General features: G+C 73.6%; 15 protein-coding genes. 14 read left to right on the top strand and 1 reads right to left on the bottom strand.

Going from position 1 to position 14,755, the window contains the following annotated elements; translation table 11 throughout:
- The first annotated feature begins 7 nt into the window (after positions 1–7).
- From ACIDOF_RS36525 to ACIDOF_RS36460, 14 genes are all read left to right on the top strand, one after another.
- The gene (locus tag ACIDOF_RS36525) at positions 8–1,012 is read left to right on the top strand and encodes an ABC transporter ATP-binding protein (protein ID WP_409010567.1); all 1,005 of its coding nucleotides are present in this window, start codon (positions 8–10) and stop codon (positions 1,010–1,012) included.
- A complete protein-coding gene (locus ACIDOF_RS36520; RefSeq protein WP_409010566.1) occupies positions 1,009–1,800 on the top strand; it encodes an MlaE family ABC transporter permease in 792 nt (263 codons plus the stop codon). The genes ACIDOF_RS36525 and ACIDOF_RS36520 overlap by 4 nt, the downstream gene beginning before the upstream one ends.
- A gap of 6 nt (positions 1,801–1,806) precedes the next feature.
- Entirely contained in the window at positions 1,807–2,625 is an 819-nt protein-coding gene (locus ACIDOF_RS36515) for an MlaE family ABC transporter permease (RefSeq protein WP_409010565.1), read from the top strand.
- Position 2,626: 1 nt separating this feature from the next.
- The gene (locus tag ACIDOF_RS36510; RefSeq protein WP_409010564.1) at positions 2,627–3,880 is read left to right on the top strand and encodes an MCE family protein; all 1,254 of its coding nucleotides are present in this window, start codon (positions 2,627–2,629) and stop codon (positions 3,878–3,880) included.
- 89 nt (positions 3,881–3,969) lie between these two features.
- Positions 3,970–4,974: an MCE family protein gene (locus ACIDOF_RS36505; protein WP_409010590.1), complete on the top strand. Its 1,005-nt coding sequence runs from the start codon at positions 3,970–3,972 to the stop codon at positions 4,972–4,974.
- Complete coding sequence (locus ACIDOF_RS36500) at positions 4,974–6,065, top strand: MCE family protein (RefSeq protein ID WP_409010563.1); 1,092 nt, start codon at positions 4,974–4,976, stop codon at positions 6,063–6,065. Before ACIDOF_RS36505 ends, ACIDOF_RS36500 begins: the two co-directional genes overlap by 1 nt.
- The gene (locus ACIDOF_RS36495) at positions 6,062–7,060 is read left to right on the top strand and encodes an MCE family protein (protein WP_409010562.1); all 999 of its coding nucleotides are present in this window, start codon (positions 6,062–6,064) and stop codon (positions 7,058–7,060) included. Before ACIDOF_RS36500 ends, ACIDOF_RS36495 begins: the two co-directional genes overlap by 4 nt.
- Positions 7,057–8,187 (top strand): MCE family protein, encoded by a 1,131-nt coding sequence (locus tag ACIDOF_RS36490; protein ID WP_409010561.1) that lies wholly within the window; start codon positions 7,057–7,059, stop codon positions 8,185–8,187. The genes ACIDOF_RS36495 and ACIDOF_RS36490 overlap by 4 nt, the downstream gene beginning before the upstream one ends.
- Complete coding sequence (locus ACIDOF_RS36485; RefSeq protein ID WP_409010560.1) at positions 8,184–9,425, top strand: MCE family protein; 1,242 nt, start codon at positions 8,184–8,186, stop codon at positions 9,423–9,425. The genes ACIDOF_RS36490 and ACIDOF_RS36485 overlap by 4 nt, the downstream gene beginning before the upstream one ends.
- The gene (locus ACIDOF_RS36480; protein WP_409010559.1) at positions 9,422–10,024 is read left to right on the top strand and encodes a hypothetical protein; all 603 of its coding nucleotides are present in this window, start codon (positions 9,422–9,424) and stop codon (positions 10,022–10,024) included. The genes ACIDOF_RS36485 and ACIDOF_RS36480 overlap by 4 nt, the downstream gene beginning before the upstream one ends.
- Positions 9,949–10,545: a hypothetical protein gene (locus ACIDOF_RS36475; RefSeq protein WP_409010558.1), complete on the top strand. Its 597-nt coding sequence runs from the start codon at positions 9,949–9,951 to the stop codon at positions 10,543–10,545. Before ACIDOF_RS36480 ends, ACIDOF_RS36475 begins: the two co-directional genes overlap by 76 nt.
- An 80-nt stretch (positions 10,546–10,625) precedes the next feature.
- Positions 10,626–11,156 carry a nuclear transport factor 2 family protein gene (locus ACIDOF_RS36470; RefSeq protein WP_409010557.1) on the top strand — a complete coding sequence of 177 codons (531 nt, stop codon included), beginning with the start codon at positions 10,626–10,628 and terminating at the stop codon, positions 11,154–11,156.
- Positions 11,157–11,180: 24 nt separating this feature from the next.
- A complete protein-coding gene (locus ACIDOF_RS36465) occupies positions 11,181–11,858 on the top strand; it encodes a hypothetical protein (protein WP_409010556.1) in 678 nt (225 codons plus the stop codon).
- Positions 11,859–11,994: 136 nt separating this feature from the next.
- Positions 11,995–13,215: a lytic transglycosylase domain-containing protein gene (locus ACIDOF_RS36460; RefSeq protein WP_409010555.1), complete on the top strand. Its 1,221-nt coding sequence runs from the start codon at positions 11,995–11,997 to the stop codon at positions 13,213–13,215.
- Positions 13,216–13,246: 31 nt separating this feature from the next.
- Here ACIDOF_RS36460 and ACIDOF_RS36455 read toward each other — a convergent pair whose 3' ends face one another.
- Positions 13,247–14,626, bottom strand: a complete 1,380-nt coding sequence (locus ACIDOF_RS36455) for an FAD-dependent oxidoreductase (protein WP_409010554.1) — start codon at positions 14,624–14,626, stop codon at positions 13,247–13,249.
- Positions 14,627–14,755 lie beyond the last annotated feature (129 nt).

The raw sequence follows: 14,755 nt of genomic DNA, 5'->3' as shown, positions 1-14,755 counted from the left end.
AGACGAGTTGGGAATCGAAGTGAAGGTCGAGGGGCTGACGAAGTCCTTCGGCAGCCAGAAGATCTGGCAGGACGTCACCCTGACCCTTCCGGCCGGTGAGGTGAGCGTGCTGCTCGGGCCTTCCGGGACGGGAAAGACCGTATTTCTGAAATCGCTGATCGGATTGCTGCGGCCCGAGCAGGGGCGGGTCCTCATCGACGGCGTCGACATGGTGAACAGCCGCGAGCGGGACATCATGGAGACCCGGAAATTGTTCGGCCTGATGTTCCAGGACGGCGCCTTGTTCGGCTCCATGTCCCTCTTCGACAACATCGCCTTTCCGCTGCGCGAGCACACCCGCAAGAAGGAGTCGGAGATCCGCCGGATCGTCATGGAGCGGATCGAGGTCGTCGGCCTCCTCGGCGCCGAGGGAAAGCTGCCCGGCGAGATCAGCGGCGGTATGCGCAAACGCGCCGGGCTGGCCCGCGCCCTCGTCCTCGACCCGCAGATCATCCTGTGCGACGAGCCGGACTCGGGCCTCGACCCGGTGCGTACGGCGTACCTCTCCCAACTGCTCATCGACCTGAACACGCAGATCGACGCGACGATGCTGATCGTCACCCACAACCTGGACATCGCGGCGACCGTGCCGGACAACATGGGGATGCTGTACCGCCGCGGCCTCGTCACGTTCGGCCCCCGCGAGGCGCTGCTGACCAGCGAGGACCCGGTGATCGCGCAGTTCCTCACGGCCAGCAGGCACGGCCCGATCGGCATGTCGGAGGAGAAGGACGCCGCGACGCTCGCCGCCGAGGCCGCCGACTCCCCGCAGAGCGCGCGGAGTTCGGCCCGGTCGCTGGTGCCGCAGCTCGCCCCCTCCCCCGGGCTCGGGCCGCGCGCCGCCGTCGCCCGGCGCCGGGAGCGGGTGCTCGGCATGCTCGACGACCTGCCGCCCGCGGCCCGCGCCGCCATCGAGGAGTCGTACGCCCTCGAAGCGACCGCCGTCCTGCCCGGCGCGGGCGGTGCGCGGTGAGCGGGGAGCGGGCGGGCCGGTCCGCGGTCGTCGCGCCGTTGCGGCAGACCGGGCAGTTGTTCGCGCTCGGGCTCGCGGTGGCGCGGGCGGTGTTCCGGCGGCCGTTCCAGTTCCGGGAGTTCGTGGAGCAGTTCTGGTTCATCGCCGGGGTGACGATCCTGCCGGCCGCGCTGGTGTCCATCCCGTTCGGCGCGGTCATCGCCCTCCAAGTCGGCTCGCTCACCCAGCAGTTGGGGGCGCAGTCGTTCACGGGCGGGGCGAGTGTGCTGGCGGTGATCCAGCAGGCGAGCCCGCTGATCGTGGCGCTGCTCATCGCGGGCGCGGGCGGCTCGGCGATCTGCGCGGACCTCGGCTCGCGCAAGATCCGCGAGGAGCTGGACGCGATGACGGTCATGGGGGTGTCGCCGGTGCAGCGGCTCGTCGTGCCCCGGGTGCTCGCCACGATGTCGGTGGCGGTGCTGCTCAACGGCATGGTGTCGGTGGTCGGGACGCTCGGCGGGTACTTCTTCAACATCGTGCTTCAGGGCGGCACCCCGGGCGCGTACCTGCAGAGCTTCTCGGCGCTCGCGCAGCTGCCCGACCTGTACGTCAGCGAACTCAAGGCGCTGGTCTTCGGGTTCATCGCGGGCATCGTCGCCGCGTACCGGGGCCTCCATCCGCGGGGCGGGCCGAAGGGCGTGGGGGACGCGGTCAACCAGTCCGTGGTGATCACGTTCATCCTGCTGTTCCTCGTCAACATGATCATGACCGGCATCCACCTCCAGATCGTTCCGCCGAAGGGAGGCTGAGCCGCCATGTCCTCACTCGCGACGGGAACACTCGCCTGGCTCGACCGCTGCGGCGACCAACTCCTGTTCTACGTACGCGCGTTGGCGTGGATCCCGCGGACCCTGCACCGGTACGTGCGGGAGGTGCAGCGGCTGCTCGCCGAGGTGGCGTTCGGGTCCGGCGGGCTCGGGGTGATCGGCGGGACGATCGGCGTGATGGTCGCGATGACCGCGGCCACGGGCACGGTCGTCGGCCTGCAGGGGTACGCGGCCCTGGACCAGATCGGCACGGCCGCGTTCACCGGCTTCGTCTCGGCGTACTTCAACACCCGCGAGATCGCCCCGCTGGTCGCCGGGCTCGCCCTGTCGGCGACCGTCGGCGCGGGGTTCACGGCGCAGCTCGGGGCGATGCGGATCAACGAGGAGGTCGACGCGCTCGAAGGGATGGGAGTGCGTTCGCTGCCGTATCTCGTGACGACCCGGATCATCGCGGGCGTCGTCGCGATCGTGCCGCTGTACGCGATCGGGCTGCTGTCGTCGTACTTCGCGTCGCGCCTGGTCACGGTGGTGTTCAACGGGCAGTCGCAGGGTACGTACGACCACTACTTCGGGCTGTTCCTGTCGCCCACGGACGTGCTGCTGTCCGTCCTGAAGGTGCTGGTGTTCAGCGTGCTCGTGATCCTCGCGCACTGCTACCACGGCTATCGCGCGAGCGGCGGCCCCGCCGGGGTCGGGGTGGCGGTGGGGCGGTCGGTGCGGAACGCGATCGTGCTGATCTCCGTGACCGACTTCTTCCTGTCGCTGGCCCTGTGGGGCGCGACCACGACCGTGAAGGTGGCGGGCTGACATGCGCGGGGGTACGCGGACGCTGCGCCGCCGGCTCGCCGGACTCGTGTTCCTGCTGGTCCCGGTCCTGCTGATCCGCCTTGCCGTGGCCGTCTACGAGAAGGACTTCACGGCCTCGGACGAGGTGGTCGTCGAGACCGGCGACGTCGGCAACGAGATGCATCTGGGCGCCGAGGTGAAGCTCCGCGGCGTCGTCCTCGGCGAGGTGCGCAGGATCGAGGCCACCGGCGACGGCGCCCGCCTCGTCCTCGCCCTCGAACCCGGGTCCCTGGCCCATGTGCCCGAGGACGTGCGTGCGCAGATGCTGCCGACCACGCTGTTCGGCGAGCGGTTCGTGGCGCTCGTGCCGCCCGCCCGGTCCGGTGGGTCCGGCACGCTGCGGGCGGGGGCGGTGATTCCGCAGGACCGGTCGGCGAACGCGGTCGAGCTGCAGGAGGTCCTCGACGACGTGCTGCCGATGCTCACCGCCGTGCAGCCGCAGAAGCTGTCCGCCACCCTGTCCGCGGTCTCCCGCGCCCTGGAGGGACGCGGCGACACGCTCGGCGCGACGCTCACCCGCCTCGACGCCCACCTGAAGAGGTTCAACCCCCAACTGCCCACGCTCAACGAGGACTTGAAGCAGCTCGTCAAGGTCTCGCACCTGTACGCGGACGCCGCGCCCGGCATCCTCGACGCGCTCCGCGACTTCACCGTCACGAGCGGCACCCTCGCCGAGAAGGAGAGCGAACTCGGCACGGCGTACGGGGCGACCACCGCGCTCGCGCAGGACCTGGACGCGTTCCTGCGCGCCCACCGCCCCAACATCATCCGCCTGGCCGCCACGTCCCGGCCGACCCTGGAGTTGCTCGCCGAGTACGCCCCGTCCTTCCCGTGCACGCTGCGCACCCTCGCCGAGTTCGTGCCGCGCATGGACCGCGTCCTCGGCAAGGGCACGGGGAAGCCGGGCCTGCACGTCGACGTGACGACGGTCCGCTCGCGGGGTGCGTACGTGCCGGGCCGGGACGCCCCCGCGTACACCTCGGGCGGCGGGCCGCGCTGCTATCCGGTGCCGTACCTCGGCGTGCCGGCCGCCGCCCCCGGGGCCGCGGCCGGGTCCGCCGGGCAGAGCCTCGGGCCCGCCAACTCACCGCAGGAGAACGCCCTGGTGAACGAGTTGCTCGCGCCGTCGGCGAAGACCGCGCCCGACCGGCTGCCCGACTGGTCGAGCCTGCTCGCGGGGCCGCTGTACCGGGGCACGGAGGTGAGGCTCAAGTGACCGCCGAGGATCACGTGGACGTCGAATCCCAAGTCCCGGACAACGGGCCCGAGTTCGGGCATGTACGGCGGCGTTCGCTCGTCGGGCCGCTGGTCAAGTCGCTGGTGTTCGTCGTCGTCACGGCGCTCGCGACCACCGTCCTCGGCCTCGGCGTCGCGGGCAGCGGCCCGGCCTCCGGCGCCACCGCGTACCGCGCGCTGTTCACCGACGTCACGGGCCTGACCGAGGGCGACGACGTCCGGATATCCGGGGTGCGGGTCGGCGAGGTGACGGACGTGCGCGTGGTGGAGCGGCGCACCGCCCGCGTCACGTTCACCGTCGAGCGGGGCCGGGCCCTGCCGGGGACGACGACGGCGGCGGTGAAGTACCTCGACATGGTGGGCCGCCGCTATGTGGCGCTCGGCCGCGGCGCCGGGACCGCGGGCTCCGCGATGGCGCCGGGCGAGACGATCCCGCTGGGCCGCACCACTCCGGCGCTCGATCTGACGTTGCTGTTCAACGGGTTCAAGCCGCTGTTCGAGGGCCTGTCGCCGAAGGACGTCAACGAGCTCGCCGGGTCCGTCGTGCAGGTCCTGCAGGGCGAGGGCGGCACGGTGGACAGCCTGATCGAGCACATCGGCTCGCTGTCGACGACGGTGGCCGCGAAGGACGAGGTGATCGGCGAGGTCGTCGGCAACCTCACCGACGTACTGGACACGATCAACGACCGCGAGGACCGGTTCGACGACCTCGTGACCACGCTGCGCAAGCTCGTCGCCGGGTTCAACGACGACCGCAAGCCGCTCGGCGACGCCGTCGAGGCGATCGGCGACCTGTCCACGACGACCGCCGGGTTCCTGAAGGACACGCGGGCGCCGCTGAAGGACGACATCCGTGAACTGGGCCGCCTCTCCCGGGAGTTGGACGAGGGCACGCCGCAGATCGAGAACTTCCTCGACAAGTCGCCCGCCAAGCTAACGGCCCTGTCCCGGCTGTCGTCGTACGGCTCGTGGTTCAACCTCTACCTCTGCGAGGCGAGGATCGGCGGGCTGTCCATGTCGGACGGGTCGCGGCCGCCGACCGGGATCGCCGTGACGGAAGCGAGGTGCCGCTGATGCGCCGCCCGTCCCTGAAGCAGTTCGCCCGGAAGTCCCCGAAGTCCTTCGCCCTGAAACCCGTGCAAGAACGCAACCCCGTCGCGGTCGCCGTGGTCGGGCTGCTCGTCCTCGTGCTGCTGGCGCTCGGGGCGTTCAACGCCGACCGGCTGCCACTGCTCGGCGGCGGCACCACGTACTCGGCGCACTTCAGCGAGGCCGCGGGCCTGGGCGGCGGGGACGAGGTGCGGATCGCCGGCGTGAAGGTCGGCCAGGTCGACGAGGTCGCGCTCGACGGGGCCAGGGTGCGGGTGACGTTCACCGTCGACGAGGGCACGTGGATCGGTGACCGCACCACGGCGGCCATCGCGATCAAGACGGTGCTCGGCGAGAAGTACGTGGCGCTCGACCCGGTCGGCTCGGCCCGCCAGGACCCCGGCGCCCGCATCCCGCTGGCCCGCACCACGTCCCCGTACGACGTGACCGAGGCGTTCCGGGATCTCAGCGGGACCATCGACGAGATCGACACGGCGCGGCTCGCGGAGAGCTTCGAGACGATCTCCGAGACCTTCGAGAACTCCCCGCCCGACGTGCGCGCGGCCGCTAAGGGCCTCTCCGACCTGTCCCGCACGGTCTCGAAACGCGACACCGAACTCGCCCGACTGCTCGCAGCGAGCAAGAAGTTGACGAAGAGCCTCAAGGACAAGCGGAGCAGCTTCGAGACGATCGTCGAGGACGGCGGGGAGCTCCTCGGCGAGCTGAAGGGCCGCCGCGCCGCGATCAAGGCGCTGCTCACCGGCAGCCGCGACCTCGGCCGCCAGCTCTCCGGCCTGGTCTCCGACAACGACAGGCAGCTCGGCCCGACCCTGAAGGCCCTCGACCGGGTCACCGCGGTCCTGGAGCGCAACCAGGGGAAGCTCGACCGCACCCTGTCACTCGTCGGCCCGTACTACCGGCTCATCGGCAACACCCTGGGCAGCGGCCGCTGGTTCGACAGCTATCTGTGCGGCGTCGTCCCGCGCGACTACCTGCCCGAGTCCTCGCTGCCCGAGCGCAGCTGCCGGCCCCCGAAGGACGGTTCGTACGACTCCAGGAAGGGAGGCGCGCGATGACCCGCCGCCGCCTGCTCGTCGTCGCCCTCGCCCTCGCCGTGCTCGCCGCGACCGCGCTGGTCGCGATCCGCGCCGCAGGGCCTCAAGTCACCCGCATCACCGCCTACTTCGACCGTGCCGTCGGCGTCTACGCCGGGTCCGACCTGCGCGTCCTCGGCGTCCGCGTCGGCGAGGTGGAGTCGGTGACACCGGAGCCGACACGGGTACGGGTGACGCTCGCCGTCGACGACGGGGTGAAGGTGCCGGTGGGCGCGCGGGCGGTCGCCGTGGCGCCGTCGATCGTCGCCGACCGGTACGTGCAGCTCACCCCCGCCTACACCGCGGGCCCGGCGCTGAAGGACGGGGCCCGGCTGCCCGTGTCCCGCACCAGCACGCCCGCCGAGATCGACGAGATCTACGACAGCGTCACCGAGTTGAGCCGCGCCCTCGGCCCCGGCGGCGCCAACGCCGAGGGCGCCCTGTCCCGGCTGCTCGACACCGGAGCGAAGAACCTGAAGGGCAACGGGGCGCTGATCGGCGACAGCGTCGAGCAGTTCGGGAAGGCCGCGAAGACCCTCAACGGCAGCAGCCGCGACCTGTTCACCACGCTGGCCCAACTCCAGGCGTTCACCACGATGTTGAAGGAGAAGGACGGCGACGTGCGCACCGCGCAGGAGAACCTCGCCGACGTCACCGGCTACTTCGCCGAGAACAAGGACGACCTCGCGGGCGCCCTGGAGGAGCTCGGCCGGGCGCTCGCGCAGGTGAAGAAGTTCGTCGAGGCCAACCGGGGCGCCCTGAAGAAGAACGTGTCCCGGCTCGTGCCGCTCACCCGCACCCTCGTCGACCAGCGCGCCTCCCTCGCCGAGGCCCTCGACACGGCGCCGCTCGCCGCCGGCAACGTGGTCTCCGCGTACGACCCGCGCACCCGCACCCTCGACGGCCGCGCCAATCTCAACGAGCTGAGCATGGGCGGGCCGCTGCTGCCGCTCCCGGCGACCGGGGGTGCGCGGTGACGTGGAGCCGCCGCCGGAGGGCGGTCGCCGGGGCCGGGGTCTCGCTCGCCGTGGTCGTGGCGTTCGCCCTGACGGTCGGCGGACTCGCCCCTCCCGTACCGGAGTTCGGCGGGGTGGAGGAGCTGCCGCTGCCCGGCGGCGCCGACCTCGGGGACCGTCCGTACACGATCAGCGCGGACATGCGGGACGTGCTGAGCCTCGTGCCGCACTCGGCGGTCAAGGTCAACGACGTGGCCGTGGGCCGGGTCACGGACGTCCGCCTCGCGCCGGGCGACAGCTGGACGGCCCGCGTCACGATGCGGGTCAACGGCGACGTGGACCTGCCCGCCGACGCCACGGCCCGGCTCGAACAGTCCAGCCTGCTCGGCGAGAAGTACGTCCAGCTCGTCGCGCCCCCGCGCGGCACGGGCACGCTGCGCGACGGCGACCGCATCCCGCTGTCCCGCACCGGCCGCAACACCGAGGTCGAGGAGGTGTTCGGGGCGCTCTCGCTGCTCCTGAACGGCGGCGGCCTCAACCAGCTGAAGACGATCACGAGCGAGCTGAACGCGGCGCTCGGCGGCCGGGAGCCGCAGGTCCGCTCGGCGCTGCGGCGCGTCGACGCGCTCGTCACCGACCTGGACGAGCACCGCGGCGACATCACGGCCGCGCTGGACGGCGTCAACCGCCTCGCGGCGACCCTCTCGCACCGCAAGAAGGACGTGGGGACCGTGCTGACCGACCTCTCCCCCGGGCTCAAGACCCTGGAGGAGCAGCGGGGTTCCCTGCTCGCGATGCTGCGCGCCCTCGACCGTCTGGAGGGCGTCGCCGTCGACACGATCGACCGCAGCAAGGACGACATGGTCGCCGACCTGAAGGCGATCGCCCCGACCCTGCGCGCCCTCGCCGACTCCGGCCAGGACCTGCCGGACTCGCTGCAGGTGCTGCTCACGTACCCGTTCACGGACGAGGTGCTGCGGGGCGTGAAGGGCGACTACCTCAACGTGTACCTGAACATGGCGGCGGCGCCGGGGACGGTGCTCGTGCCGCCGCTGCGGGAGGCGGGGGGCGGGGGGTCTTCCTCACCAGCCTCTGCGGCGTCCCTCCCGCTCCCCTCCGTCTCCCCGTCGGAAGGCGGTGCCCGGTGATCACGCTCGGGATCCGGCTGAAGAACCTCGCGTTCCTGGTGATCGCGGTGCTCGTCCTCACCCACCTCGGCATCCGGTACGCCGACCTGGGCCGCTTCGTCGGGGCCGCCGACTACTACACGGTGCGGGTCCAACTCCCGCGTACGGGCGGCCTGTTCCCGCACTCGAACGTCACGTACCGGGGTGTGTCCGTGGGGCGGGTCGGGCCGATCGGGCTGACCGCGGACGGAGTGGTCGCCGAGCTGCGCATCGACCGGTCGGCGCCGCCCGTGCCGGACGACGCCCGGGCGGTCGTGGCGAACCTGTCGGCGGTCGGCGAGCAGTACATCGACCTGCGGCCGGAGCGGGACGAGGGCCCGTACCTGGGCGAGGGCTCACGGATCGAGGCGTCCGCGACGCACGTGCCGCGCCCGGTGACCGACGTGCTGACCAGCGTGGACGACCTCACCACCTCGGTGCCCCTGGACGATCTGCGGACCGTCGTCGACGAGTTCGGCAAGGCCTTCGAGGGCCGCGGCGACGACCTGGAGCTGCTCCTCGACAACGGCACCGCGTTCGTGGACGCCGCCGACCGGGCCCTGCCCAGCACCACGAAACTCCTCGCGGACGGCGAGGTCGTGCTGCGCACCCAGGCCGAGGAGGGCAGGGCGATACGGGACTTCGCCTCGGGCGCCGAGGAACTGGCCGCCACCCTGAAGGGCTCGGACGCCGACCTGCGCCGCCTCGTCGCGACGGCACCGGAAGCCGCCACCCAGGTCAGCGGCCTGCTGCGGGACCTCGACCCGGAGCTCGGGGTGCTGCTCGCCAACCTCCTCACCACGTCCGAGCTGACCGTGACCCGGCAGCGTGGCACGGAGGAGCTGCTGGTGAAGCTGCCGGCGGCGGTCGCGGCCGGGGCGAGCGCGGTCGACGGGAAGCGGCTCGACCTCGGCATGGCGGTCACGTTCTTCCGGCCGCTGCCCTGCACGTCCGGCTACGGCGCCACCCGCTACCGGCTCGGCACCGACCTGTCCGCCGCCCCTCCCCTCAACCGCTCGGCCCGCTGCACGGCGGACCCGGCGACCGGCGTCAACGTGCGCGGCTCCGCCAACGCGCCCTCCGGAGGCGGCGTACCGGACCCGGCGAAGCCCGGCGCCCTGTCGCTGCCGACGGTGGCCGAGGACGGCGCCGACACCGCCCCGGCGGACGGCATGGCGGACCTGCTCGGCCTCGACTCCGGTTCCAGGGAGGGCAGATGAGCAGCACGCAGGACGAGCAGCCCACCGGCACTTCAGGGCGGCCCGACAGGTTCGGGCGGCTGCGGGCGCGGCTGCTGTGGGGCGTCGTGCTCGCCGCCGCGCTCGCAGTGTGCGCGGCGGGCGTCTGGTCGTACGCGCAGGCGCGGGGCGACGCGGACCTCGCGTACGGGCGGGCGCGCGACGCGGCGCTCGCGCAGGGGCGCGCGGCCGTCGGCACGCTCTCCTCGCTGGACGCGTCCACCGAACGCCGGGCCCGCGCGGGCGTGGAGCGCTGGCGGTCGGTCACCACGGGCCCACTGCGCGGCCGCCTCGCCGAGGAGTCGCCGAAGACCGGCACGACGGCGCGCGGTGTCGTCACGGACGCGGCGGTCACGGCGCTCGACGAGCGGGCGGGCACGGCGAAGCTCATCGCCACGGTCCGCGTGGAGACGCGGGCGGAGGGCGGCTCCCCGACGGAGGACCGCCGGCGCCTGGAGGCGGTCCTCGCCCGGGTGGGCGTCGGCGAGGGCGCCGGGGGCGGCACGTGGAAGGTCAAGTCGCTGAGCGCGGTACCGGTCACGGGGGCCGACCGTTCGGAGGATTCGGGGGGTTCGCAATGAGACGGATGGGACGGATAGGACGGATGCGACGGTCCACGGTTCTGGGCGCGCTCGCGGCGCTGCTGCTCGCCGCGACCGGCGGCGTACTCCTGTACCGGGCGGCCGAGTTGCGGGACACGCCCGCCGCGCACAACCGGGCCCTGACGGACGCGGCGGCCACGAGCCGGGTCAACGGCGACGTCGGCACGGCGCTCGCGAAGGTGTTCTCGTACCGGCCGGACGGCACCGCCGCCACCGAACGCTCGGCGCGCGAGGTGCTCGACGGCCGGGCGGCACGCCAGTACCGGCAGCTGTTCGGCCAGGTCAGGGCGGGCGTACGGGATCAGAAGCTGGCGCTCGCCACGCAGGCCGTGCGCGTCGGCACGGTGAGCCTGCGGGGCGACACGGCACGACTGCTCGTGTTCCTCGACCAGACGGCCCGCCGGGGCAAGGGCAAGCCCGCCACGTCGGCGGCCCAGCTGTCGGTCACGGCCCGGCTGCGGCACGACGAGTGGCGGATCGTCGACATCGAGGCGAGGTGAGGCACGTGCCGTCGAACGTACGGGAGTCGGAACGGGAAGCCGCGACGGGCGGCGGTTCGTCGCCGGGGAGGGGGTCACGGATGTTCCGGTCGCCGCAGCCGCTGCTGCTCGCCGCGCTGGTCCTCGCGCTGCTCGCGGGCGGTATCGCGGTCCGGGCGGGGCTCGCCTGGTACGGGGCCGCGCACGACGCCTCGGCCCGCTACTCGGCCACCCGGGACGAGGCGCTGGCGGCGGGCGAGCAGTCCGTGCAGAACCTCAGCACGCTCGACCACCGCCGCCTGGACGAGGGCCTGGACCTGTGGGAGGAGTCGACCACGGGCGAGCTGCACGCCCAACTCGTCGAGGGGCGCGGAGAGTTCGAGCGGCAGGTCAGGGAGGCGAGGACGGTCAGCACGGCGAAGGTGCTCACCGGCGCGATCACGGAGCTGGACGAACGGGCGGGCCGGGCGCGCGTCATGGTGGCGCTGCGCGTGACGGTACGGGCGGAGGGCCGCGAGCCCGCCGACAAGAACAGCCGCATGCTCGGCGAGCTCACCCGCGCCGACGGCCGCTGGAAGCTGGCGGCCCTCACGCAGGCCCCGGTCGGCGACACGGCCACCGCCGCGAACTGACCCCGACCCGGCCGGGAGGCCCGTATGTCCACGACCCGCCACCACATCAACCGGACCCGCCGTCTGGCGAGCAGACAGCCCGCCCCTGCCCGCACGCCGTCCCCGAAGCCGGACCGTCCCGCGAGAACTGATACGGCCAAGTCCCGGTCGGACAGGGCGAGTTCGGCCCGATCGCCGCGCCGCCCCCGCTCCGCCCTCCTCCCCGCCCTCGTCCTCCTCACCCTCGTACTCGGCGCGTTCGCCGGGTGGGCGTGGGCGCAGGCGCGGGCGCTGGGCGAGAACCCGGCCGTACGGAACACGGCACTCACCGACCCGGCACGGACGAGCGAGGTGAAGGGCGCGGCGACGAAAGCGGTGAACGCCCTGTTCTCGTACGACCACGCCGCACCGGACCGGCACCGTGCGGCGGCCTCGACTCTCCTCACCGGCAAGGCGGTCGAGCGGCACCGTGAGCTGCTGGCGCCCGTGCTGCGGCAGGCGGAGGAGCGGAAGGCGGTCGTGACGACGAGCGTGACGGACAGCGCGGTCGAGCGGATCGACGGCGACCGTGCCCGCGTCCTGCTGTTCGCCGACCAGAGCAGCACCAGCACGTCCGCGAAGGCGAAGGGCGGCGCCGACTACGCGGGCGCGATGCTCGCCGTGGACCTGGTCGAGCGCGACGGGCGCTGGCTGGTCGCGGCGATCGACACGTTCACCGACTGACCGCACGGCCCGACCGCACCGCTCCACACCACACCGCACCGCTCCACACCTCACGGCACCACACCGCACCGCACCGCACCGCACCGCACCGCACCGCACCGCACCGACACCTCGTTTCTCGACGAAAGGGGCTCCCATGCCTTCCCGTACGCGTCGGCTGCGGCGCGCGCTGCGCGGTACGACCCTGGCTGTGGCGGCGACGGTCGCCCTTACCGCCTCCCAAGCGCCTTACGTGTCAAGGGAGTTGAGCGGGAGCGATGAAGGGAGGGCAGGGGCGGGCGGGGATCCGTACCCGGGTGTCGGCGCGTCGCAGGGCGACGACTCGTACCACACGGAGCTGCCGCCGCTCGGCACGCGCGCGGGACCCGGCGGCGGTGAACCGACGGCGCCCCCGGCCCGGACGCGCGCCGAGTCGGGGATTCCGGCGACCGTGCTCGCTGCGTACCGGCGGGCCGAGGCGTCCGTGGCGCGCACCGACCCGGCGTGCCGGCTGCCGTGGCAACTCCTCGCGGCGATCGGCAAGGTGGAGTCGGGCCAGGCGCGCGGCGGCGACGTCGACGCGCACGGCACGACCCGGCAGCGCATCACCGGGCCGCCCCTGAACGGCGACGGCTTCGCGCTGATCCGGGACACGGAGGGCGGCGCGTGGGACGGCGACGCGGTGTACGACCGGGCGGTCGGGCCGATGCAGTTCCTGCCCGGCACGTGGCGCCGCTGGGGCACGGACGGCAACGGTGACGGGCGCGCCGACCCGAACAACATCCACGACGCCGCCCTGGCCGCCGGCCACTACCTGTGCGCGGGCCCACGCGACCTGAGCGTGCGCGCCGACCTGGAGCGGGCGGTCCTCAGCTACAACTACTCGCGCGCCTATCTCCAACTCGTCCTGCATTGGCTGGAGTTCTACCGCCGGGGCGTGCACGAGGTGCCGGACGGCACGGGCGTACGGCCGAGGAGCCCGGGCGCGGGCTCGGACACCCCGGCGACGGAGCCGGTGGGCGGGGGCGGCGGCAGCGGCGGCAGCGGCGGCGGGATCGTGATCGGCCCGACTCCGGGCGGCGACGGTCCGACGCCGGGCCCCGGGCCACGCCCGCGCCCCCGCCCGAGCGAGAGTCCGGGGCCGGGCCCGACGCAGAGCCCGGCCCCGGACCCCACTCCCGGCCCTGACCCCGCCCCCGACCCTGACCCTGACCCGACGGGCGGCCCGTCCCCCGACCCGACGACGCCGTCGCCGGGCCCGTGCCCGACGGACTCCGAGTCGCCTTCGCCGCCGCCGACCGAACCGCCGACGGAGCCCTCACCCGACCCTTCGGAACCGGCGCCCTCCCCGTCCCCGTGCGCGACACCCACGGCCTGACGGTCACCGCCCGACCGTCACCGCCCGACCGTTACCGCCCGACCGTGTCCTCCGGCAGCAGCGGCGGCTCCGCGGGGGCGGGCAGGACCGGCCCGAACAGCACGCGTCGGGCCACGCGCGGGGCGAACAGGGACGTGAGCGGGGCGACAAGGGTGAGGACGGAGCGGAACGGGTCGCCGACGACGGGATCCGTTCCGTACCGCGCGCGCAGCCGGTCCATGTACCACCCGGCGGGCCGGTCGAGGACGCCCGAGCCGACCGCGTTGCCCTGCGCGCCCGGCATCTTCCGGTCCGAGCCCGCCGAGATGTCCCAGGCCCGCGCGGAGGCGGCGAGCACGGCACGCTGGACGCGGCGGGTGGTGGGGGTGCGGCGCGGGTCGGCGAGCGCGTCACGCAGGGCGAGGGCGTTGCACGCGGCGACGGACATGCCCTGCCCGTAGATCGGGTTGAACGTGCACAGCGCGTCGCCCGTGGCGAGGAACCCGGCGGGGCGGCGGCCCGGCCGGTCGTACCGGCGGCGGACGTTGGCGGTGCCGCGGAAGCCGTACGCGGGGGTGAGCGGTTCGGCGTCGCGCAGCCAGCCGTGCACGACCGGGTGCGCGAGGCGCTTGGCGTACGCGACGAACTCCTCGTCGCCCGTGGGCGGTTCGTCGCCGCGCAGGCCGGAGAGCGTCACCATGCAGGTGCCGTCCTCCAGCGGGATGACGACGGCGCCGTACGGGTGCGCGGGGTCGGCGATGACGTTGAAGCCGCGGAGGTGCTCGCCGAAGCGGCCGTCCGCGTCGCGGTAGATGCGGGAGGCGTACGCGAGGCCGGTGTCGATGGTCTCCTCGTGCGGCGCGTCCGCCCCGAGCCCGGCGAGCCACTGCGGGGCCCGGCTGCCGCGCCCCGAGGCGTCCACGACGAGGTCGGCGGCGAGCGGTTCGGGTTCTTCCCGGCGCCCGGCGCCGCGCTCCCGCAGCAGCACACCGCGTACGCGCGCGGCGTCCCCGAGCAGTCCGACGGCCTCGGCGCCCTCGACGACCTCGATCGCGGGATGCGTCAACACCCTGCGCCGTACGAGGAGTTCGAGCTGGGGGCGGGTGCCGGTGTGGATGTGCGTCGACGCCTCCGTCCGCCGGAACCAGTGCCCGTCCCACTGCGCCAGATCGGCGGGCAGTCCGACGCGCGGGGAGCCGGCGGCACGGAGCTCGTCCATGAAGCCGGGGAGCAGCGCGTCCAGGGCACGCTGACCGCCGTCCAGCAGGACGTGCGCGTGCCGGCCCTGCGGGACACCGGGGCGCGCGGCGGGCTCCGCGGGCAGCCGGTCCCGCTCGACGACGGTCACGCGGTCCGCGTACCCCGCCAGCACATGCGCCGCGAGCAGCCCGGCAAGGCTCCCCCCGACAACCACGACCCGCCTCTGCCCCACGACAACCCCTCCGCTCACCCTCCGAACCGCCCCAGCATCCCACCCCCACACACCCCCCAACCCCAAACCCCACCCACCACCCCCACAACGACCGAAACACCCCCCTACCCCGACCGGGAGACCTCCGGG

Origin of the sequence: Streptomyces sp. Da 82-17 (genome assembly GCF_046098215.1) — a bacterium.
Taxonomy (GTDB): domain Bacteria; phylum Actinomycetota; class Actinomycetes; order Streptomycetales; family Streptomycetaceae; genus Streptomyces.
The sequence above is the reverse complement of the archived record's forward strand: the minus strand, read 5'-3'. Positions and strand labels throughout refer to the sequence as shown.

Excerpts from the sequence above, each read along its gene's own strand:
- ACIDOF_RS36470 (WP_409010557.1), top strand. The coding sequence starts at position 10,626 with ATGTTCCGGTCGCCGCAGCCGCTGCTGCTCGCCGCGCTGGTCCTCGCG.
- ACIDOF_RS36500 (WP_409010563.1), top strand. The coding sequence starts at position 4,974 with ATGCGCCGCCCGTCCCTGAAGCAGTTCGCCCGGAAGTCCCCGAAGTCC.
- ACIDOF_RS36465 (WP_409010556.1), top strand. The coding sequence starts at position 11,181 with ATGTCCACGACCCGCCACCACATCAACCGGACCCGCCGTCTGGCGAGC.
- ACIDOF_RS36515 (WP_409010565.1), top strand. The coding sequence starts at position 1,807 with ATGTCCTCACTCGCGACGGGAACACTCGCCTGGCTCGACCGCTGCGGC.
- ACIDOF_RS36460 (WP_409010555.1), top strand. The coding sequence starts at position 11,995 with ATGCCTTCCCGTACGCGTCGGCTGCGGCGCGCGCTGCGCGGTACGACC.
- ACIDOF_RS36510 (WP_409010564.1), top strand. The coding sequence starts at position 2,627 with ATGCGCGGGGGTACGCGGACGCTGCGCCGCCGGCTCGCCGGACTCGTG.
- ACIDOF_RS36480 (WP_409010559.1), top strand. The coding sequence starts at position 9,422 with ATGAGCAGCACGCAGGACGAGCAGCCCACCGGCACTTCAGGGCGGCCC.
- ACIDOF_RS36495 (WP_409010562.1), top strand. The coding sequence starts at position 6,062 with ATGACCCGCCGCCGCCTGCTCGTCGTCGCCCTCGCCCTCGCCGTGCTC.